At 66.7% G+C, this 21,050-nt stretch carries 17 protein-coding genes; 11 read left to right on the plus strand and 6 right to left on the minus strand.

Features of this window, described 5'->3' with window-relative positions; genetic code table 11:
• Position 1 precedes the first annotated feature (1 nt).
• Both DOM66_RS07750 and DOM66_RS07755 read right to left on the minus strand, forming a co-directional pair.
• On the minus strand, positions 2 to 1,072 hold the full coding sequence (locus DOM66_RS07750) for an ATP-binding protein (protein WP_110689770.1): 1,071 nt from the start codon (positions 1,070 to 1,072) through the stop codon (positions 2 to 4).
• Positions 1,069 to 1,797 carry a response regulator gene (locus DOM66_RS07755; protein WP_110689771.1) on the minus strand — a complete coding sequence of 243 codons (729 nt, stop codon included), beginning with the start codon at positions 1,795 to 1,797 and terminating at the stop codon, positions 1,069 to 1,071. Before DOM66_RS07755 ends, DOM66_RS07750 begins: the two co-directional genes overlap by 4 nt.
• A 334-nt stretch (positions 1,798 to 2,131) precedes the next feature.
• Here DOM66_RS07755 and DOM66_RS07760 point away from each other — a divergent pair, with 334 nt between their 5' ends.
• The 8 genes from DOM66_RS07760 (at position 2,132) to DOM66_RS07795 (ending at position 11,520) form a co-directional block, all read left to right on the plus strand.
• On the plus strand, positions 2,132 to 3,247 hold the full coding sequence (locus DOM66_RS07760) for an efflux RND transporter periplasmic adaptor subunit (RefSeq protein WP_110689772.1): 1,116 nt from the start codon (positions 2,132 to 2,134) through the stop codon (positions 3,245 to 3,247).
• A gap of 16 nt (positions 3,248 to 3,263) precedes the next feature.
• Complete coding sequence (locus tag DOM66_RS07765; RefSeq protein WP_110689773.1) at positions 3,264 to 6,395, plus strand: multidrug efflux RND transporter permease subunit; 3,132 nt, start codon at positions 3,264 to 3,266, stop codon at positions 6,393 to 6,395.
• A gap of 24 nt (positions 6,396 to 6,419) precedes the next feature.
• On the plus strand, positions 6,420 to 7,931 hold the full coding sequence (locus DOM66_RS07770; protein WP_110689774.1) for an MFS transporter: 1,512 nt from the start codon (positions 6,420 to 6,422) through the stop codon (positions 7,929 to 7,931).
• Between the two features lie 203 nt (positions 7,932 to 8,134).
• Positions 8,135 to 8,368, plus strand: coding sequence for a hypothetical protein (locus DOM66_RS07775; RefSeq protein WP_110689775.1), 234 nt, complete (start codon positions 8,135 to 8,137; stop codon positions 8,366 to 8,368).
• A 4-nt stretch (positions 8,369 to 8,372) separates the two neighbouring features.
• Entirely contained in the window at positions 8,373 to 8,831 is a 459-nt protein-coding gene (locus tag DOM66_RS07780; RefSeq protein ID WP_110689776.1) for a nuclear transport factor 2 family protein, read from the plus strand.
• Positions 8,832 to 8,919: 88 nt separating this feature from the next.
• Positions 8,920 to 9,867 (plus strand): metal ABC transporter solute-binding protein, Zn/Mn family, encoded by a 948-nt coding sequence (locus tag DOM66_RS07785; RefSeq protein WP_110689777.1) that lies wholly within the window; start codon positions 8,920 to 8,922, stop codon positions 9,865 to 9,867.
• Positions 9,860 to 10,663: a metal ABC transporter ATP-binding protein gene (locus DOM66_RS07790; protein WP_157959018.1), complete on the plus strand. Its 804-nt coding sequence runs from the start codon at positions 9,860 to 9,862 to the stop codon at positions 10,661 to 10,663. Before DOM66_RS07785 ends, DOM66_RS07790 begins: the two co-directional genes overlap by 8 nt.
• Positions 10,664 to 10,716: 53 nt before the next feature.
• Entirely contained in the window at positions 10,717 to 11,520 is an 804-nt protein-coding gene (locus tag DOM66_RS07795) for a metal ABC transporter permease (protein WP_110689779.1), read from the plus strand.
• Positions 11,521 to 11,655: 135 nt separating this feature from the next.
• Here the strand turns inward: DOM66_RS07795 and DOM66_RS07800 are convergent, their stop codons facing one another.
• From DOM66_RS07800 to DOM66_RS07815, 4 genes are all read right to left on the minus strand, one after another.
• Positions 11,656 to 13,317, minus strand: a complete 1,662-nt coding sequence (locus DOM66_RS07800; RefSeq protein ID WP_110689780.1) for a BCCT family transporter — start codon at positions 13,315 to 13,317, stop codon at positions 11,656 to 11,658.
• Between the two features lie 360 nt (positions 13,318 to 13,677).
• Positions 13,678 to 14,751, minus strand: coding sequence for a hybrid-cluster NAD(P)-dependent oxidoreductase (locus DOM66_RS07805; RefSeq protein ID WP_110689781.1), 1,074 nt, complete (start codon positions 14,749 to 14,751; stop codon positions 13,678 to 13,680).
• 1 nt (position 14,752) lies between these two features.
• Positions 14,753 to 15,997 (minus strand): aromatic ring-hydroxylating oxygenase subunit alpha, encoded by a 1,245-nt coding sequence (locus DOM66_RS07810; protein WP_110689782.1) that lies wholly within the window; start codon positions 15,995 to 15,997, stop codon positions 14,753 to 14,755.
• A 261-nt stretch (positions 15,998 to 16,258) separates the two neighbouring features.
• Positions 16,259 to 18,301, minus strand: coding sequence for an NADH:flavin oxidoreductase (locus DOM66_RS07815; RefSeq protein ID WP_110689783.1), 2,043 nt, complete (start codon positions 18,299 to 18,301; stop codon positions 16,259 to 16,261).
• 221 nt (positions 18,302 to 18,522) lie between these two features.
• Between DOM66_RS07815 and DOM66_RS07820 the strand changes: the two genes are divergently transcribed.
• From DOM66_RS07820 to DOM66_RS07830, 3 genes are all read left to right on the plus strand, one after another.
• Positions 18,523 to 19,170 carry a TetR/AcrR family transcriptional regulator gene (locus DOM66_RS07820; protein ID WP_198651690.1) on the plus strand — a complete coding sequence of 216 codons (648 nt, stop codon included), beginning with the start codon at positions 18,523 to 18,525 and terminating at the stop codon, positions 19,168 to 19,170.
• A gap of 113 nt (positions 19,171 to 19,283) precedes the next feature.
• A complete protein-coding gene (locus DOM66_RS07825; protein ID WP_110673762.1) occupies positions 19,284 to 20,033 on the plus strand; it encodes an electron transfer flavoprotein subunit beta/FixA family protein in 750 nt (249 codons plus the stop codon).
• 11 nt (positions 20,034 to 20,044) lie between these two features.
• Entirely contained in the window at positions 20,045 to 20,971 is a 927-nt protein-coding gene (locus DOM66_RS07830) for an electron transfer flavoprotein subunit alpha/FixB family protein (RefSeq protein ID WP_110689785.1), read from the plus strand.
• The last annotated feature ends 79 nt before the right edge of the window (positions 20,972 to 21,050 follow it).

The raw sequence follows: 21,050 nt of genomic DNA on the forward strand, positions 1-21,050 counted from the left end.
ATTAGCGCAAGGGGGCGAGGGGCCAGCGCATGACGAAGCGGCTGCCGCCATGGGCAGAAGGCTGACAGTATGCCTGCCCGCCATGGGCCTCGGCGATGGCCTTGACCACCGCCAGCCCCAGGCCGCTGCCGCCGCTCTGACGCGAGCGCGAGGGGTCGACACGGCGAAAGGCCTCGAAGATCTCGGTGGCCAGGGCGCTGTCGATACCCGGGCCGTCGTCTTCCACGCTCAACTGACAGTCGTCATCGACCCGCGCCAGGCTCACCCGCAGGTTGCCCGGGTCGGCATGGCGTAGCGCGTTTTCCAGTAGCGCCATCAGCGCCTGGCGAATGCGTACGGCATCGCACTCCACCCGCAGGGCCGTGTCCAGCGTCTGGTGCAGCTGAAGGCCCTTGTCCGCCAGTGGCGTGGCGAAGGCCTGCAGTACGCTGTCCAGCTCCTCGGCCAGCCCCACCTCGATCCGCTGCACTTCCAGATGGCCGCTCTCCTTGAGGCTGACCACGCGCAGATCCTCGACCAGCCGGCCGAGGCCTTCCACCTGGCGCAGCAGCCCCTCGAACAGCTCGCTGCTGGGTGTGAACACCCCCTCGGCCAGCCCCTGCAGGCGGCCACGCAGCACGGTCAGCGGGGTGCGCAGTTCGTGGGCGACGGCCGCGTTCCAGAACTCGCGCTCCCGGGTCATGCCCTGCAGCCGCTCGGCCATGGCGTTGAAATCGCGCACCAGTTGGGCGGTCTCGCCGGTGGCCTGGTCATCCGGTGGGGCACGGGCGTCGAGCCTGCCCTGGGCCACTTCGCGCAGGCTGTGCGCCACCGAATTGAGCGGGGTGATCAGGCGCCGTGACAGGCGAATGGCAACGAACACCGCCAGGCTCAGCGCGGCGATGATGGTACAGACGATCCAGCCCAGCTCCATGCGTGAGGGCACCAGGGTGTCGGAGATGCTGCCCGGCAGGTAGGCCAGGGCGAAGGCGTAGAACACATAGGTGCCGATCACCGAGAGGCAGATGATGCCCAGCGCCATCACCGCCAGCGACTGGATGATCTGCCGGCGCAGCCCCGGTGTCGGCTTCATGGCGCCACGCCGAAGCGATAGCCGACACCCCAGACGCTGGCCGGCACGCCCTGGATGTCGAGGGCTTCGAGCTTCTTGCGCAGCTTGCTGACGTGGCTATCCACGGTGCGCTCCTGGGTATCGCCCTCGGGCAGGCAGCTCTCCAGCAGTTCGGCACGGCTGAAGGCCCGCTGGGGCGTGCGCATCAGGCAGGCCAGCAGCTTGAACTCGGTCAGGGTCAGCGCCAGCGGATGCGTCTGCCCGCCCTGGCTGACGCTGGCGCGGTGGCTCTCCAGATCGATCTCGAAGGCACCCACGCGCAGCACCTGTGCGGCGGCGGGCGCGCTCGCCCGCGTGCGCCGCAGCACCGCCTCCACCCGCGCCGCCACCTCGGCGGGGTTGAAGGGTTTGACCACGTAGTCGTCGGCGCCCAGGCGCAGGCCCATCAGCTTGTCGATGTCCTGATCGAGCGCGGTGAGCATGATCACCGGGGTGTCGCCACGGGCGCGAATCTCGCTCAGCACCTTCCAGCCATCGACGCGCGGCATCTGCACGTCGAGCAGGATCAGGTCCGGCTTGAGCGACTGGTGCAGGGTCAGGGCCTGCTGGCCGTCGCTGGCGTGTTGGGTGCGCAGGCCACTGCGCTGCAGGTAGGCGGCGAGAATCTCGGCGATCTCGGCTTCGTCTTCGGCGATCAGCACCAGCCCCTGGGCGGGTGCACCGGCTCGCGCTTGGGCGTCAGACATGGGCAGGCTCGATGACGGCGGCGCTCAATGTTAGCGCGCCCTCCATGCTTTCTCCATCGCCCCTCGACACCCTCTCGATAGCACTGCGTCAGACTGCCGCCACGCACCTCGACCGCCGCGGCGGACGGATCGAAGAGCGCGTTCACTGAGGTGGGATATGGCGAGGCGGGGAATGAACCGAAGAGATCGACAGCACTGCACCGGACAACCAGCAGCGTCTGCCACGCCTTGCCGGCATCACCGGCGGGGGCCGAGCCTCAGGCTGCGACTGTCGCGGGAGCTGGGATCGCGCGCGCTGAGGCTAGTCAGCGCCGGGCGGCTGGCGCTGGCTGGCATGGCCATGGCCGGGCTGGCCGGCTGCAACCCCCACGCCGACACCGCCGCGCCCCCCGCCGCGCCGATCCCGGTCTCGGTGATGCCGCTGAAAGCCCACGAACTGTGGGTGCATGAAACGCTGCCCGGGCGCGTGGCCGCCGTGCGCAGCGCGGAGGTGCGCGCCCAGGTCGGTGGTATCGTCAAGCAGCGCCTGTTCACCGAGGGCAGCGACGTCACCGCCGGCGCACGGCTGTTCCAGATCGATCCGGCGGCCTTCCAGGCCGAGGTCGACATCGCCTCGGCGGCCCTGCAACGGGCCGAGGCCACGCTGAAGCACGCGCGCCTGCAGGCCGAACGGCTCGGCTCCCTGCAACGCAGCGAGGCCGTCAGCCGCCAGCGCTACGACGATGCCGCGGCGCTACGCGATCAGGCCGCCGCCGACGTGGCCCAGGCCAGAGCGACCCTGGCACGGCGCAAGCTGGATCTGCACTTCGCCAGCGTCGAGGCGCCGATTGCCGGGCGTATCGATCAGGCGCTGGTCAGCGAGGGGGCGCTGGTGTCGCCCACCGATACCACGCCCCTGGCACGCATCCAGCAGATCGATCAGGTGTACGTCGACGTGCGCCAGTCCGCCTCGAAGCTGGAGACGCTGCGTCAACAGGTCGGCTCGGCGACCTCGGCGCTGGACGTGGAGATCCTCGGCAGTGACGGCAAGCCACTGGGCATGCGCGGGCGCATCCTGTTCTCCGGCATCGCCGTGGATGCCGGCACCGGTGACGTACTGCTGCGCGTGCTGGTGGACAACCCGCAGCGCCGCCTGCTGCCCGGCCTCTACGTGCAGGCGCGGATTCCGATTGCGCACTACTCCGCCGCGCTCAGCGTGCCGCAGCAGGCGGTGACCCGCACCGCAGGCCAGGCCAGCGTATGGGTGGTCGATGCCCAGGGGCAGGTGAAGCCGGTGCCCGTCGAGCTCGGTGAGCTGGTCGAGCGCCGCTACCGCGTGGTGTCCGGGCTCAGCGCCGGGCAGCGGGTGGTGATCGAAGGGATCGAGCGCCTGAGCCCTGACGCCCAGGTGGCCACGCGCCGCTGGCAGCCCGCCGCCAGCGGCGCAGCACTCAGCGCCGTCGCGCGCTGAGTCCGGAGACAATCTCATGCCGCAGTTCTTCATCAACCGCCCGGTATTCGCCTGGGTGATCGCCCTGTTCATCGTGCTGGTCGGCGTCATTGCCATCCCGCAGTTGCCCATCGCCCGCTACCCGTCAGTGGCACCGCCCTCGGTGACCCTCTACGCCACCTATCCGGGGGCCACCCCGCAGACCCTCAACGACTCGGTGGTGAGCCTGATCGAGCGCGAGCTTTCCGGGGTGAAGAACCTGCTCTACTTCGAATCCTCGGTGGACACCTCGGGCACCGCGCAGATCACCGCCACCTTCAAACCGGGCACCAACCCGGAGCTGGCCCAGGTGGACGTGCAGAACCGCATCAAGGCGGTGGAGCCGCGCCTGCCCCAGGCCGTGCGCCAGAACGGCCTGCAGGTGGAATCCGCTGCCTCGGGCTTTCTGATGATGGTGGGCATGACCTCCCCCACCGGGCAGTTCGATGAGATCGAGCTGAATGACTATTTCGCTCGCAACATCGTGCAGGAGCTGCGGCGTATCGAGGGTGTCGGGCGTATACAGATGTTCGGCGCCGAGCAGGCCATGCGGGTCTGGGTCGACCCGCACAAGCTCACCGCCTACGGCCTGACCATGAACGATCTGGCCCAGGCCATCGAACAGCAGAACGCGCAGATCGCCCCCGGCCGGGTCGGTGACGAGCCCACCGTGCCGGGCCAGCGCCTGACCGTACCACTGACCGTGCAGGGGCAACTGAGCACGCCGGAGGAGTTCGCCGCCATCGTGCTGCGTGCCGAGACCGACGGCGCCAAGGTGGTGCTCGGCGATGTGGCCCGGGTCGAGCTGGGCGCGCAGTCCTACGCCTTCTCCAACCGTGAAAATGGCGTGGCGGCGACCAGTGCCGCGATCCAGCTCTCGCCCGGGGCCAATGCCGTGCGTACCGCGTCAGCCGTGCGTGAGCGCCTGGCCGAGCTGGCGCCGAGCCTGCCGGCGGGAATGGCCTACTCGATCCCGTTCGACACCGCGCCCTTCGTCAAGGTCTCCATCGAGAAGGTGATCTACACCCTGTTCGAGGCCATGGCGCTGGTGTTCCTGGTGATGCTGCTGTTCCTGCAGAACCTGCGCTATACGCTGATCCCGGCCATCGTCGCGCCCATCGCACTGCTCGGCACCTTCGCGGTGATGCTGCTGGCCGGCTTCTCGATCAACACGCTGACCATGTTCGGCATGGTGCTGGCCATCGGCATCATCGTCGATGACGCCATCGTGGTGGTGGAGAACGTCGAGCGGTTGATGGCGACGCAAGGGCTGTCGCCGAAAGCGGCGACCCTGCAGGCGATGCGGGAGATCACCGGGGCGATCATCGGTATCACCCTGGTGCTCACCGCGGTGTTCATCCCCATGGCCTTCGGCAGCGGCTCGGTGGGGGTGATCTACCAGCAGTTCACCCTGTCGATGGCGGTGTCGATCCTGTTCTCGGCCTTCCTCGCCCTGAGCCTGACGCCGGCGCTGTGCGCCACGCTGCTGCGCCCGGTGAGCGCGGACCACCATGAAAAACGCGGCTTCTTCGGCGCCTTCAACCGCGGCTTCGAGCGCCTCACGGCGAGCTATGGGGCGCGGGTGGCGCGTCTGATCGGGCGCAGTGGGCGGATGATGGTGACGTTCGCCGTGCTCTGCGCGGTGCTGGTCTTCGCCGCCCGGCAGTTACCCTCCTCCTTCCTTCCGGAAGAGGACCAGGGCTACTTCATGACCTCCATCCAGTTGCCCACCGGCGCGACCAGCGAACGCACGATGGACGTGGTCAAGCGCTTCGAGGCCCACGTGGCCTCACGCCCGGCGCTGGACGCCAACCTGGTGGTGCTGGGCTTCAGCTTTGCCGGTTCCGGCCCCAACGCGGCCATGGCCTTCACCATGCTCAAGGACTGGGGCCAGCGCCACGGCGCCACCGCCGCCGAAGAAGCGGCGCTGGCGCAGCAGGCGATGGCGGACAACGTCGAAGGTACGGTGATGAGCCTGATGCCGCCGGCCATCGACGAGCTGGGCACCTCCTCGGGCTTCAGCCTGTTTCTGCAGGATCGCGCCAACCGTGGCGAGGACGCGCTGCTGGCGGCCCAGGCGCAACTGCTGGCACTGGCGGCGCAGAGCGATAAGGTCAGCGATGTCTATCCCGACGGCCTGCCGCCCGGCGAGAGCATTCGCCTGGAGATCGACCGTCAGAAGGCCGAGGCCATGGGGCTGTCCTTCGCGACGGTGAGCAGCACGCTGTCGGCGGCCATGGGCTCGCTGTACGTCAACGACTTCCCCAATGCCGGACGTATGCAGCAGGTCATCCTGCAGGCCGACGCCCCAGCGCGCATGCAACTGGACGACGTGCTCGGGCTGCGGGTGCGCAATGCCAGCGGCGGCATGGTGGCGCTGCGCGAGGTGGTGACGCCGGTGTGGAGCGAGTCGCCGCAGCAGATGATGCGTTTCCAGGGCTACCCCGCCGTGCGACTCGCCGGGGGGGCCGCAGCCGGGGTGTCCAGCGGCGCGGCGATGGCCGAGATGGAGCGCCTGGCGGCGCAGTTGCCGCAGGGTTTCGCCGTGGCCTGGACCGGGCAGTCGCTGCAGGAGCGCCAGTCGGCGGCGCAGGCGCCGCTGCTGATGCTGCTCTCGGCGCTGGTGGTGTTCCTGGTGCTGGCGGCGCTCTACGAGAGCTGGTCGATTCCGCTGTCGGTGATGCTGGTGGTGCCGCTGGGCCTGCTCGGCGCGGTGGCCGCGGTGATGCTGCGCGGCATGCCCAATGATGTGTTCTTCAAGGTAGGGATAGTCACCCTCATCGGCCTCTCGGCGAAGAACGCCATCCTCATCGTCGAGTTCGCCCGCCAGCTGCATGCCGAGGGGCGCACGCTGATCGATGCCGCGGTGACCGCGGCGCGCCTGCGCCTGCGGCCGATCCTGATGACCTCGCTGGCCTTCACCCTCGGCGTGGTGCCGCTGATGCTCGCCTCCGGCGCCAGCGCCGAGACCCAGCACGCCATCGGCACCGGGGTGTTTGGCGGCATGCTCAGTGGCACCCTGCTGGCAGTGTTTTTCGTGCCGGCCTTCTTCGTCTTCGTCATCGGCACCCAGGAGCGCTTGAGCGCCTGGCGTGAACGGCGTGACGAACGACGCAGCCGTAGACCCTGATAGAGCCCATACCGGACGAGCGCCATGTCACCGTTTCCCGCGATTCCGCGTCGCTGGCTGATCCTCCTGGCCGTGATGCTGGCCTTCCTGCCGGTGGTCATCGACATGACCATCCTGCATATCGCCGTGCCTTCGCTGACCCTGGCGCTGGATGCCTCTGCCACCCAGGTGCTGTGGATCATCGATATCTACCCGCTGCTGATGGCGGGCCTGCTGGTGCCCATGGGCACGCTCGCCGATCGCATCGGCCATCGGCGGGTCCTGCTGACGGGTCTGGGCATCTTCGGAACCGCGTCGCTGCTGGCCGCCTTCGCCCCGACACCCGCCACGCTGATCGCCACCCGCGCGCTGCTGGCCCTGGGCGGATCGATGATCATGCCCTGTGTGCTGGGTATCATTCGCCGCACCTTCGAAGATGAAGACGAACGCGCCCTGGCGCTGGGCCTGTGGGGAACCGTGGGCGCCGCCGGCGCGGCGCTGGGGCCCCTGATCGGCGGTGTGCTGCTGGAGCACTTCTGGTGGGGCTCGGCGTTTCTGATCAACGTGCCGATCATGCTATCGGTCCTGCCGCTGGTCTACGTGCTGCTGCCGCGCCGTGAGGCGACCACCCCTGGCACCTGGACACCGCTGCAGGCCCTGCTGTTGATCGCCGCGATCCTGGCACTGGTCTATGGCATCAAGGCCACCCTGGGCCAGACCCAGGCGTTGACCATCGCGCTGCCAGTGGCGCTATCGGGGCTCGGCCTGCTGGTGCTATTCGTGCGCCTGCAGCTGCGCACGACCCGGCCCATGCTCGATCTGACGCTGTTCTCGCGCCCGGCGATCCTGGCCGGCATCATCATGGCGACGCTGGCGAGCGGCGCCCTGGCGGGGGTCGAGCTGACCCTGGCCCAGGAGCTGCAATACGTGCTGGGCAAGACGCCGCTGGAGGCCGGTATCTTCATGCTGCCGATCATGGTCGCGGCCGCGCTCGGTGGCCCGGTCGCCGGTTATCTCTCCCAGCTATGCGGTCTGCGTACGGTCGCCGTTCTGTCCCTGGCGATTGCCGCTGCGGCCCTGGCCTGCCTGGCGTTTTCCGATTTCGCCCATCCGGGGCTGACGGTACCGCTGCTGCTGGCACTCCTCGGCCTGGCCCTCAGCATCGGCCTGACAGCCTCGTCCATCGCCATCATGAGTTCGGTCGCGCCCAGCCAGGGCGGTGCGGCGGGGTCGCTGGAGGCCACGGCCTACGAATTCGGCAGTGGCCTGGGCATCACCCTGTTCGGTGTCCTCCTCTCTGGCGTTTACCGCCATACCCTCCTGCAGGTGCCCGACCTTCCCCCGGCTCAGGCCGAGCGCGCCGCGCGCTCCATCGGTGACAGCTATGTGATCGCCCGGGACCTCGCCGCCCCCCAGGCCAAGGCACTGATCGAGGCCGCCAAGGCGGCGTTCTCGGCCAGCCACTCCCTCGTGTTGATGACCGCTGCCGCCCTGCTCGCGGCCCTGGCACTCCTGGTGTGCCATCTGTTGCGTGGCGCCTCGACGCCAACGGGGTGAGGGTCTGGGTTGACACCCTGAGCGCCCCGATCCGGTGCCTGGCCTGTGCTGAGTCAACGGCATCGGTGATGGGTATGGGCACAGGCCATTTCCACGGACCATTTCCACGGACCATTTCCACGGACCATCTTCACAGACCATTTCCACAGGTCATTTTTGTTATGTTATAACGTATATAGATTGGTCGACGAAGAGCCCCACCCATGCACGCGCCAGCCCCGATTCCCGAGGACTACACCGAATGGTGCCACTGCATCACCGTGGCCTGCGGCATCGCGCTGACGCCGCGCTATATCGCGACACGCCTGCAGGCGTTGAACGATCCGCGTGACTACCACACCCAGCGGCTGCTGGCGCACTACGGCCAGGACCACCATCGACGCCTCATCGCCTGGTTCGAGCGCGCTGCCCGCGAATCCACACGCCAGGGAGCGTGACGCCATGACCCAGACCCCGGACGCCGCCCCGGCGCTCATCTCCACGCCCTCGTCCACGCCGGAAGCGAAGACCAGCGTGGCCCAGTGCGAGGCCGGCGCCACCCGCACACTGCAGCGCTGGGCCGAGGCCATCTCCCGCGCCGACGCACCTGCGCTGCTGGCGCTCTATGCCGATGACGCCATCCTGGTACCGACCGTCTCCAACGCCATCCGAGGCACCCAGGCCGCCCGCGAGGACTACTTCCGCGACTTCCTCTCCCGCGAAGGGCTCGACTGCGAACTGGGCGAATACGCGCGCCGGGTCAGCCACAAGCTGGGCACCGTGGTGGTGGGCGGGCACTACTTCTTTCGCTACCGCGACGGGGGTGAGCGGATCACCATTCCGGCGCGGTTTCTGTTCACCTTCGAGGAGATCGAGGGCGAGTGGAAGATCACCTCGCATCACTCATCACAACTGGCGTGAGGCGACCTGAACGCTAGCCCGGTCTTGGTCACGCCCAAGCTTCATCCCTTCACCTTCACCCCATCCGTCATCAGGAGTCACCGTCGTCATGGTCTTATCGCACCGTTCTCGCCGTTCACGCTCGGCCGGTCACGCAGGACAGGTATTCCTGCGCCGGACCCTCACCCTGCTGGCGCTGGTCTGCCTGGGCGCCACCGCCCAGGCCCAGGCCGCCATTCACGCCGTCGCCGCGGAGAGTAGCTACGGCAGCATGATCGAGACGATCGGCGGCGATCACGTCGAGGTGGTCTCGCTGCTCGATAGCCCCGACGTCAATCCCCACGCGTTCCGCGCCGATCCGCAGATCGCGCGGCAGCTACAAGATGCCGATCTCGTCGTGCTCAATGGCCTGGGCTTCGATGGCTGGATGGAACCGCTGCTCGAGAGCACCCAGAGCGATAAGCGCCAGGTGATTCGTGCAAGCGAGGCAGGCAGCCATCTGGTGATGGCCGATCAGAATCCGCACCTCTTCTACTCGCCGCGGATCATGCTCGCCACCGCGAGCCGCGTCGCCTCGGCGCTCGAGACCCTCGACCCGCAGCACGCCGCGGATTACCGCGCCAATCTGGATGCCTTCAAGCAGACGCTGGCACCGGTCTACAGCGCCGTGCAGGATCTGATCGCGGATCATCCGAATCTCAGCGTGACCGCCACCGTGCCGGTCTACAGCTACATGATCGCGCTGCTCGGCTACGCCAACTGCTACCACGACATTCAGTTCGCTTCGATGGATAACCATCAGCCCAGTGCCCGTCAGGTCGCCACCTTCACCAAGGCGCTCGAGCAGCGCAGCGTCGATCTGCTGATCTATAACCAGCAGGTGCACAACCGGCTGACCGAGAGCCAGGTCGCGACGGCCAAGCAAGCCGGCATTCCCACCGTCGGTGTCAGCGCGATCCCGCTGCATGGCGAGGACTACGCCGCCTGGCAGGTGCGTCAGCTCGATGCCATCCATGCGGCGATGGACAAGGCCGAGGCTGACGCCAAGCGTGGCTGAGGCCGCCAGCGCTAGCCCAGCGACGATCGAAGCCCGCGGCCTGGCCGCGGGTAAAGGCGCGGCGCTGGCGTTCAAGCATGTCTCGTTCCAGATCGCGCCCGGCAGTTTCACGGCGCTGGTCGGCCCCAACGGGGCCGGCAAGACAACGCTGTTCGAAGCGATTCTGGGATTGATACCGCCGCGGCACGGCGAGATCCAGGTGCTGGGCGAGACACCCCGCCGGATGCGCCGCCAGGTCGCCTATGTGCCCCAGGCGTTGGCGCTCGCCCACGACGACGCCCTGATCGGCCGCGAGTTCGTCAGCGCTGCCTTCCAGGCGCACCGGCTGGGTCTGCCACTGCCCGATGCCCGCCGACGCGCCCGGGCGGCGGTGGAGGCCGCGCTCGAGACCGTGGGGGCGAGCGATCTCGCTTCGCGTCGGCTCTCGACGCTCTCCGGGGGCCAGCGTCAGCGCCTGCTCATCGCCCAGGCGCTGGTCAATCGCCCCCGCCTGGTGCTGCTCGACGAGCCGCTCTCGCAGCTCGATCCCGCCGCCCGCGACTGGATCGTCGCGGTGGCCGCCGATCTCACCCAGCGCGGTATCGCCGTGATCTTCAGTACCCACGATATCAATCCGGTGCTGCGTGTCTGCGATCGGGTGCTCTATCTCGCCCAGGGGCGCGGGCGCATCGGCAGCGTCGACGAGATCATCTGCGACGAGACGCTGAGCGAGCTCTATGTCACGCCCGTGCGGGTCATCCGCGACGGCGGGCGCCGCTTCGTCTTTGCTGATGCGCCAGTCTCCGACGTCGGCTGATGCCCTATCTCTAAGATCTGACCCACTCTCTCTACGCTCTACGGTCGACGCCTATGCCCGAATTTTTGCAATTCGCGTTCATGCGCAACGCCTTCGTGGCGACCACGCTGATTGCGCTGATGGGTTCACTGGTAGGCTATTTCGTGGTGCTGCGCCGTCAGGCCTTCGCCTCGCACGCACTGAGCAACATCGGCTTTGCCGGCGCCGCCGGGGCCTCGCTGGCCGGGGTCGACCCCATGCTGGGGCTTTTGCTCTTCGTCATGGGCGCGGCGCTGGTCATGGCCTGGACCGGGCGCGACCTGGGCGAGCGCGATGTCAGTGTCGGCATGATCCTGATGTTCTCGCTCGGGCTCGGCGCGCTCTTCGTCAATCTCTACAGCGCCAACGCCAATGCCGCGATCGGGATTCTCTTCGGCAGCGTCTTCGGTATCGATGCCGGGCAGATTCGCTGGATCGCGATCACCTCGGCGGGCGTGCTGATCGGCCTCGGCGCGATCTTTCGGCCGCTGCGCTTTGCCAGCCTCAACCCGCAGGCGGCACGCGCCCAGGGCATCCCGGTGGCGACCCTCGATACACTCTTTCTGCTGCTGGTGGGTGCCGCGGCGGCCATCGCGGTGCCGGTGATCGGCTCGCTGCTGAGCTTCGCCATCTTCGTCGGCCCTGCCGCTGCGGCCCAGGCCTGGTGCGGCCGTGTCGGTCTGGGGATGGGGCTCACCGCCCTGCTGGCACTGCTGGAATCGCTCGGCGGGCTGCTGCTCTCCTACTACGCCAACCTCCCTGCGTCCTCCTGCATCGCCGCGCTGAGTTTCGGGCTCTATGCGGTGAGCCGCCTGCCCATCCGCGCCCTGCGCGCTTGAGCCGAAGGTGTCAGAACGGGAGCGATAGCGTGAGCGAGCGCGACCGGGCAGCCATGAATACAGGCGCTACCCGGTCGCGTGAATCAGGCAGCGTCGGCGGCAGGGGCGCCGCCGACGCCGGTTCGCGGTGCGTCGTCAGCTCGCGGGGACGCGCGCCGCCTTGCGCTGCCGTGGCTCCGTCATCAACCCTCTGACGATCCCGTAGCAGGCGACCACCAGCACGATGGTGAAGGGTAGCCCTGTCGATACGGCCGCCGCCTGCAGTCCACCGAGCCCGCCGCCCAGCAGCAGGGCAATGGCGATGGCACCCTCGATCAGACACCAGAACACGCGCTGCGACGTCGGCGCATCGACCTTGCCGCCGGCCGTGATGGAGTCGATCACCAGCGAGCCGGAGTCCGAGGAGGTGACGAAGAACACGATCACCAGCACGATACCCAGCACCGAGGTGATGGTGGAGAGCGGGAGCTGGTCCAGCATCACGAACAGCTTGAGTTCGAGCGCCGCGTTCTGCACGCCCTGGAAGCCGTCGACCAGTTGCTGATGAATGGCGGTCTCGCCGAAGGCGGTCATCCACAGAATCGAGACCAGAGTCGGCACCAGCATCACCGAGATCAGGAACTCGCGCACGGTGCGGCCACGGCTGACACGCGCGATGAACATGCCGACGAACGGTGACCAGGAGATCCACCAGGCCCAGTAGACCGCCGTCCAGGCCTGACTGTAGCCTTCGTCCGCACGATCGAACGGCATCGACAGCGCCGGCATGTACTCGAGATAGGAGCCGATGTTGGTGAAGAAGTCGGTGGCGATCATCCGTGTCGGGCCGACGATCAAGACGAACAGCAGCAGCAGGAACGCCAGCCCCATGTTGATCATCGACAGCCGCTGCACGCCCTTGTCCAGCCCCGACAGCACCGAGATCAGGGCGATCCCGGTAATGGCGAAGATCAGCAGGGTCATGGTGGTGTTGGTATTGGGGATGCCGAATAGATAGTGAAGACCTGCCGATGCCTGCGCGGCCCCGAAGCCCAGCGAGGTCGCCAGCCCGAACAGCGTCGAGAACACCGCCAGGATGTCGATGCAGTGCCCCGGCCAACCCCAGATACGCTCACCCAGGATGGGATAGAAGACTGCACGCATGGTCAGCGGCAGCCCCTTGTTGAAGGAGAACAGCGCCAGCGCCAGGGCCACCAGGCTGTACGCCGCCCAGGGGTGCAAACCCCAGTGATAGATGGTCGCGGCCATGCCCAGTGACAGCGCGGCCGCCTCGTCGCCCTTCGCCCCACCGAGCGGCGCATAGGCACTGCCGTTCAGCGAACTGTCGAAGTGAGACATCGGCTCGGAGACGCCGTAGAACACCAGACCGATCCCCATGCCGGCAGCGAACAGCATCGCGAACCAGCCGAAGTAGCTGTAGTCGGGTTTGGCGTCAGGCCCCCCCAGACGAATCCGCCCCAGCGGCGAGAAGATCAGGCCGATACACACCAGCACGAAGATATCGGCGGCCAGCAGGAAGACCCAGGTCAGGTTGCCCGTAAGCCAGTCACGCACACCATTGAGTACCGGCTCGACCTCGTTCTGGAACGCCAGAACCAGGAATACGAAGGCCAGGATCACCAGCGACGAGACGGTGAACACCTTGCCATGCAGATCGACATTGATCCCGAAAGCTCGGGTCGAGACATTGTCCTGACCGATGACATAGTCGGTATTGATCAGCGTCGTCTCCCCATCGGGGCTGCGAATCCCCTCTCGGCTCCCCGGCTGCGCCGCGTCTTTAGGCTGCTTGGTCATGTCAGGCTCCTCCCGGAAGTGGTCAGCTCGGTGCCGTCGACCGCATCACGGCAACACCGATGGAGAGCCATCGACATTGCCTCTCGTCGCCGGAGAGAGGGGGTAGTCGCGTTGAAACAGCAAGCGTCGAGATCGACACGGTTCAGGCAGTCGGCACTGACGACAGCGATGTCGGGAGGCGCCGAAAAGGTGACAGCGTTCATAACGATCACTCCTGAGCAAAATCCATTGTTTAGTTATATCGTTTTGCTTCATTGACTCTTTTTATCGGTTTTTCAGCCAAGCCATCCGGTGATCTTGTCGATGCCTTGGCGCATGCGCACTGGGCGAAGCTCGCCGCGCCGATCGAGCGCCGGCGGATCAGGCATCGATCACCACCGCGCCACGGGGGTGAGAGCAGCACGCCAGCACATAGCCGGCCTCGATGTCTGCGTCGGTGATACCGCCGTTGTGCACCATATGCACATCTCCCGCCAGCTTCTTGACCTTGCACGAGCCGCAGACTCCGAAGGTGCAGCCCGAGGGAATCGACACACCCGCGGCTTTGGCCGCGCCGAGCAGAGTATCGGTCTCGCTGCAGCGGTGTGTCACCGCCGAGCGCGAGAACGCTATCTCGGCGCGGCTCTCTTCGTCGAGTACCACGCTGTCGGGCACGTCGCTGGTCTCGGGCAGCGGCGCGTCGAAGCTCTCCTGGTGGTAGTGGTTGTCGAGATCGAAGCCGAGCCCTACCAGCGCATCGCGCACCGCCTGCATGAACGGCTCGGGGCCGCAGCAGAAGACTTCGCGCTCGAGGTAGTCCGGCGCCATCAGCCCCAGCATGAGCTGGTTGAAGAACCCCTGATAGCCGGTCCAGGGGGCGTAGCGGTCGGTCTGCTCGACCACCCAGCGCAGCTCGATGCCGGTGACGCGCGAGGCGATGTGTTCGAGACGTTCGCGGAAGATGATCTCCGACGGACGCCGGGCACAGTTGACGAAGACGATGTCGGGATCGCGGCCCTGATCGTAGAGATAGGTGGTCATCGACATCATCGGCGTGATGCCCGAGCCGGCCGAGATGAACAGGTACTTCCTGGCCGGGGCGTCGCCCAGCGAGAAGCGGCCCGCCGGCCCGATCGCCTTCACGCGCATGCCCGGCTGCAGATGATCGAGCATCCAGCGCGTCCCTACCGAACCTCTCTGCGCCTTGACCGTGATGGTCAGCGACATCGGCCGCGAGGGCGACGAGGAGATGGTGTAGGTGCGATGAACGACGCCCTCGGCGGTCGGCAGCGCCAGGGTCAGGAACTGCCCTGGTAGATAGCGGAAGAGCCCGCCCGAGGGCGCCTGGAAGCAGAAGGTCGCCACATTGGGCGTTTCGGGCAGTACCGAGACGCACTCGAGTGTTTCGCTATCGTGCCAGAACGTCGGCGGCGTTCCGGAGGCGAGTGCAGTCATCTCAGACCTCCACCGCCCGCAGACGCGTGCCGCTCACCGGCGTGGCAAGCGCCTCGCAGTACCAATCGACGAACTGCTCCACCCCGTTTTCCTGGATCTGGGAGTAGGGTCCCGGCTCGTAGCCGAGCGAGAGGATGCCGAGCTGGTTGTTCTCGACCACCTGGCGATCCTCCTCATTGGTGTGCAGCCACACTTCGGTCAGACGATCGAGATCGTAATCGACCCCCTCCACGGCATCCTTGTGTACCAGCCAGGTGGTGGTGACTTCGGTCTCGGTCGCACTGATCGGATTGACGCGAAAGGTCAGCGAATGGTCCGGCAGGTAGTGCGACCACATCGACGGATAGTGGAATTTCAGCAGGGTACCCGGTTCGGCCAGCCCCACGCGCCCCAGCGGACGCTTCACCGCGGGTTTGCCATCCAGGGTGTAGCTGACCGCGCCCTCCTGCAGCGGCATCCGCGCCAGACGGTACTGACCGCTGTCGGCAATCTGGAACCGGGACGGTATACCCGCCGCCTCGCATCGCTCGAAGTGCTGGGCGAGGCGCTCCGGGGTGGAGCCGTCCGGCAGTACGCCGGCGACAGCCGGATCGGGGGAGAAGGAGCGGCACAGCGACGGGTGGTTGACGCCGCAGTGGTAGCACTCTCGGTTGTTCTCCCACACCAGTTTCCAGTTGCCCTTCTCGACGATGGTCGAGACATGCGCCACCTTGGCCTGATCGAGATCGTGGACCTGCAGATAGGGCGCTGCGAGCGCCGCGTAGGCCTCGAAGTCCGGCGCCTGCCGCGCCAGGCAGATGAACACCAGCCCGCACAGCTCGCGACAGTGGATCGGCTTGAGGGCGTGCGCCTCGGGGTCGAAGTCAGCCGGCATGTCGCGCGCCCAGAGCAGGCGGCCATCGAGCTCGTAGGTCCACTGATGGTAGGGGCAAACCAGCTTGGCCAGATGGCCGTCGCCGGGTTGGCACAGGACCGACCCGCGATGGCGGCAGGTGTTGTGAAAGGCGCGAATGACATTGTCCTGACCGCGCACGATCAGTACCCCGGCCCCGGCAAAGCGCAGGCTGACATAGCTGCCCGGCTTGGTCAGCTGGCACGCCGGCAGGGCGAAGAGCCACTGCCGCTGGAAGATACGCTCGAGATCGGCTTGAAAGATCTCGTCGTCAACATAGAAGGGCTGTTCGAGCGAGTGGCCGGCGCGTCGCCGAGCGAGCAGCTCGTCCAGTTCGGATGTCGATATTGGCATTGTGGAAGACCCTCGTGTTGGCTCCATCGAGCCCCTGGCTTAGGCTTGATGCAGGCGTTTTGAATCTCGAGCCGCGACTGCAGCAGCCACCCTGGCCGGCGGCGCCGGCGGTGCTTAGGAAACGCTGAATCAATCGCCGAACGAGATGAAGGGCAAGGCGCACGGAACGCAGAAGGCGAGACATAACATGGGGTTAGGCGAGCCTTCGAGTACCGCGCAACGCAGTCATTCGCTCGTGCAGGCATTTATGCAGTGGTTCCCTTACAGATCCTTGACCAGACGCAGTGCGTCATAAATCGCCGCATGGGTATTGCGATGCGAGATCGCATCGCCGATACGGAACAGCTGGAAGCCTCCGGCCGTGTCCGCCGGCTTCACGATCGGTTGCGGGTCACCCACGATCAGCTTGTCGTAGTCCACCGCGCCCTGATTGCTCGACAGCGGCTTGAGCGATTCGTAGAGATCGTCCATGGGCAGGGTGCCGAAGTTGGCTACCACCTGGTCGACGCGGCGCTCCTTGCCCACGCGGGTGTAATCGCTCTCCACCGAGGCCACCAGCTCGTCGCCTTCGCGGCGCAGCGCGACCAGGCGGAAGGTCGGCGTGAAGGTCGTATCGAGCACCTGCAGCGTGCGCATGTAGGGCACCAGGTTCATCGCCATCACCTCGGGTGCCAGCGCGCGGTCGGCGGTCATGTATTCGACCCGGGCCCCGCTCTTGGCGATGATCTCGGCGGCCTGCAGCGCGGTGTGATCACCGGCTTCGTCGTAGACCAGCACGTTGCGTCCCGGCTTGACGTGCCCCGAGAGAATGTCCCAGCCGGTCACTGCCAGTTCGTTGCCCTGGGTCAGCGCCTGCTCGTTGGGCAGCCCGCCGGTGGCGACGATGACCACGTCCGGCGACTCGGCGGCCACCTCGTCCTGCTCGGCGAAGACGTTGAAGTGGAAGGTGACCCCCAACGCCTGACAGCGTTCGTAGCGCCAGTCGATGATGCCCATCATCTCGCGCCGACGCTCGCTCTGGGCGGTGAGGCGAATCTGCCCACCCGGGGCGTCGGCGGCCTCGAACACCACCACCTCGTGGCCGCGCTCGGCGGCGACCCGGGCCGCTTCCATCCCCCCCGGGCCGGTCCCCACCACCACCACTTTGCGCCGCGTCACGGCCGGCGCAATGGTGTGCGGCATGCTCGTCTCGCGCCCGGTGGCCGGGTTGTGGATGCAGTAGGCGGCACCGCCCTGATAGATGCGGTCGAGACAGTAGTTGGCGCCGACACAGGGCCGGATCTCCTCCTCGCGCCCCTCGATCACCTTGCGCATCAGGTGCGGATCGGCCATGTGCGCGCGGGTCATGCCGATCATGTCGACCTTGCCCGAGGCGATGGCGTGACGCGCGGTGGCGACGTCCTGGATCTTGGCGCCGTGGAAGGTGGGGAAGTCGACCTCACGCTTGATGTCGCCGGCAAGGTCGAGATGCGGCGCGCTGGGCATGCCCTGGATGGGGATGACGTCAGTGAGGCCGGCATCGGTGTCGATGTGCCCCTTGACCACGTTGAGGAAGTCGATCAGTCCGCTGTTCTTGAGCCGGCGCGAGATCTCCATGCCGTCATTGACGTCGAGACCGCCGGGCAGACACTCGTCGCCGGTGTAGCGCACGCCCAGCAGGAAATCGTCGCCGACCCGGGCACGAATCGCCGAAAGCACCTCGAGGGTGAAGCGCAGGCGATTGTCCAGGCTGCCGCCGTAGGGGCCATCGAGTTCGTTGGTCAGGGGCGACCAGAACTGATCCATGAGATGGCCATAGGCCTGGATCTCGAGACCGTCGAGCCCGGCGACATACATGCGCTCGGCAGCATCGACATAGTCTTGGATCACACGCTCGATATCCCACGGCTCGGCCTTCTTGGGATAGGCCCGGTGGGCGACCTCGCGGTGATGGGAAGCCGATACCACCGGCAGCCAGTCGCCCTTGTCCCAGCGCGTACGCCGTCCCAGGTGGGTGAGCTGGATCATCACCGCCGTGCCGTGCTCGTGACAGGCATCGCTCAGCTCGCGCATCCACGGCACCACCTCGTCCTGGTAGGCGAGGATGTTGTTGAACACCGGCGGGCTATCGCGGGATACCGCCGCCGAGCCGGCGGTCATGGTCAGCGCCACACCGGCCTTGGCGCGCTCGACGTGGTAGGCGCGGTAGCGCGCCTTGGGCATACCGTCCTCGGGATAGGCGGGCTCGTGGGACGTCAGCATGACGCGGTTCTTGAGTGTCAGGTTCTTGATCGTCAGCGGCTGCAGCAGGGGATCGTTCTTCACGGTCAGGCACCCTTGTTGTTGTGGGGTTGACACCAAGCTAGCGCTCGCTGTACACCAGTGTCAACTGGGATGACACTGGTGTACACGAATATCGAAGTCTGATGTTCAAGAGAGGCCGAAAGCGGGGTGCACGCCCGGGCCAGGGTGCTCGTGGCGATCTAAAACACCGGCCTCCGGCCTGCTACGCTCAGCGTCCTGCCCATCGCCACCAAGGACTCATCGTGAAAGACGAACTCGCCAACAACCGTAAGGCCTGGGTCGATGCGGCCTACACGCTGCTGATCGGTGCCGGTGTCGGTGCGGTCAAGATCGTGCCGCTGGCCAAGCAGTTGAAGACCTCGCGAACCAGCTTCTACTGGCTGTTCAAGGATCGCGAGGAGATTCTGGAGGCGCTGCTGGCGCGCTGGGAGGCGCAGAACACGCAGGCCGTCATCACCCAGAGCGAGCGCTACGCGGCGACGATCGTCGAAGCCACGCTCAACGTCTTCGACTGCTGGTTCGACCCGGCGATCTTCGATTCCGAGTTCGAGTACGCCGTGCGCAGCTGGAGCCTGCAGGACCCGGCGGTGGCCACCCGCGTCCAGAGGGCCGACAGCGCACGCCTGGGCGCGCTGAAAGCGATGTTCGCGCGCTTCGGTTATCCCGAGCTGGAAGCCGATACCCGGGCGCGTACCGTCTATCTACTGCAGATCGGTTACATCTCCATGCACATCCAGGAGAGCAAGGACACGCGCATCACTCGGATCGCCGAGTACGTGCGCATCTTTACCGGTCAGCCCTGCACCGAGAGCGATATCGCGCGCTTCGCCGACCGTCATCGCGCGCGCTTTCGCACGTCGGCGACCCCAGCGGCGAAGAGCGCCACATGAGTTTCCCGAAGGTCGACCAGTTCGACACCCGGCGGGCCTTACCTTGGGACGCCGCACCTTAGGACATAGCCGCCGGTATCTGCTGATTCCCATCCCACTCGAGAGGTATACGCATGAAGGTCCTCGTCGGCGTCAAACGGGTCATCGATTACAACGTCAAGGTACGGGTGCGCCCGGATCAGAGCGATGTCGATCTGACCAACACCAAGATGGCCATGAATCCGTTCTGCGAGATCGCGGTGGAGGAGGCGCTGCGACTCAAGGAGCGTGGCGTGGCCAGCGAGATCGTGGCTGTCAGCATCGGCCCCAAGGCGGCTCAGGAGCAGCTGCGCACGGCGCTGGCGCTGGGCGCCGACCGCGCCATCCACATCGAGAGCGAGGAGAGACTGGATTCGCTCGAGGTCGCCCAGGTGCTGGCCCGAATCGTCGCCGAGGAGCAGCCGGGGCTGGTGATCCTGGGCAAGCAGGCGATCGACAGCGACAACAACCAGACCGGGCAGATGCTCGCCGCCCTCACCGGCATGGGCCAGGGCACCTTCGCCTCGCGCCTGGAAGTGACGGATGAGGAGGTCCAGGTAACGCGCGAGGTCGACGGCGGCCTGCGCACGCTGGCCTTGCGCCTGCCGGCGGTGATCACCACCGATCTGCGTCTCAACGAGCCGCGCCACGCGCGCCTGCCCGACATCATGAAAGCCAAGAAGAAGCCCATCGATAGCCGTGGGATCGATACCGTCGGCCTCGCCGCCAACGACTATCTGCGCCTCGAGCGAGTCGAGACCCCGGCGGCACGACAGGGGGGCAGCAAGGTCGCCTCGGTCGACGAGCTGGTCGACAAACTCAAACACGAAGCCAAAGTCCTGTGACAGGAGCCCCCATGAGCACACTGATCTTGGTAGAGCATCGGGATGGCGCCCTGGCCGCCTCCACCGCCCACGTCATCGCCGCGGCCCGCGCCCTGGGCGGAGAGGTCGACCTGCTGGTGGCTGGTGAAGGGGTCGACGCCGTGGCCGCTGCCGCCGCCCGTCTCGATGGCGTGCGTGCGGTCCTCACGGCGGATCATGCGGTCTATGCCCATCAACTGGCGGAGCCGATGGCAGCGCTGATCGTCGCCTGCGTGGACGACTACAGCCACCTGCTCGCAGCCGCCTCCAGCAGCGGCAAGGACATCCTGCCGCGGGTCGCCGCGCTCAAGGGCGTGCCGCAGATATCCGACATCATCGCCATCGAGGCGCCCGACACCTTCAAGCGACCCATCTATGCCGGTAGCGCCATCGCCACGCTGAGCAACCATGCCCCACTCAAGGTGGTGAGCGTGCGCACCAGCGCCTTCGATGCCGTGGCGGAAACCGGCAGCGCCGAGATCCGCGCGCTCGATATCGTGGTCGACAACACGCTGTCCACCTTCGTCGGCGACGAGCTCGCCACTAACAGCGGGCCGGAGCTCGGCAGCGCACGGGTGATCGTATCCGGCGGGCGCGGCCTCGGCAGTAGCGAGAACTTCCAGCTGCTCGACGGCGTCGCCGTCAAGCTCGGGGCGGCCATCGGTGCCTCGCGTGCCGCAGTGGACGCCGGCTACGCCTCCAACGACCTGCAGGTGGGCCAGACCGGCAAGGTGGTGGCGCCGGATCTCTATATCGCCGTGGGCATCAGCGGCGCGATCCAGCACCTCGCCGGGATGAAGGACTCCAAGGTGATCGTGGCGATCAACCAGGACGAAGAGGCACCGATCTTCGGCATCGCCGACTACGGGCTGGTGGGTGACCTGTTCGAGGTGATGCCGGCCCTCGAGAGCCGGTTGTAGCTCTTACTCATCCAGCCCTTACGCATCCAGTCCTTGCGCATCCGGCCCTTGCGCGTGCGGGCCTATCGCGGCCTCGGCG

This window comes from Salinicola endophyticus (assembly GCF_003206575.1).
In the GTDB taxonomy this organism is placed as follows: Bacteria; Pseudomonadota; Gammaproteobacteria; order Pseudomonadales; family Halomonadaceae; genus Salinicola; species Salinicola endophyticus.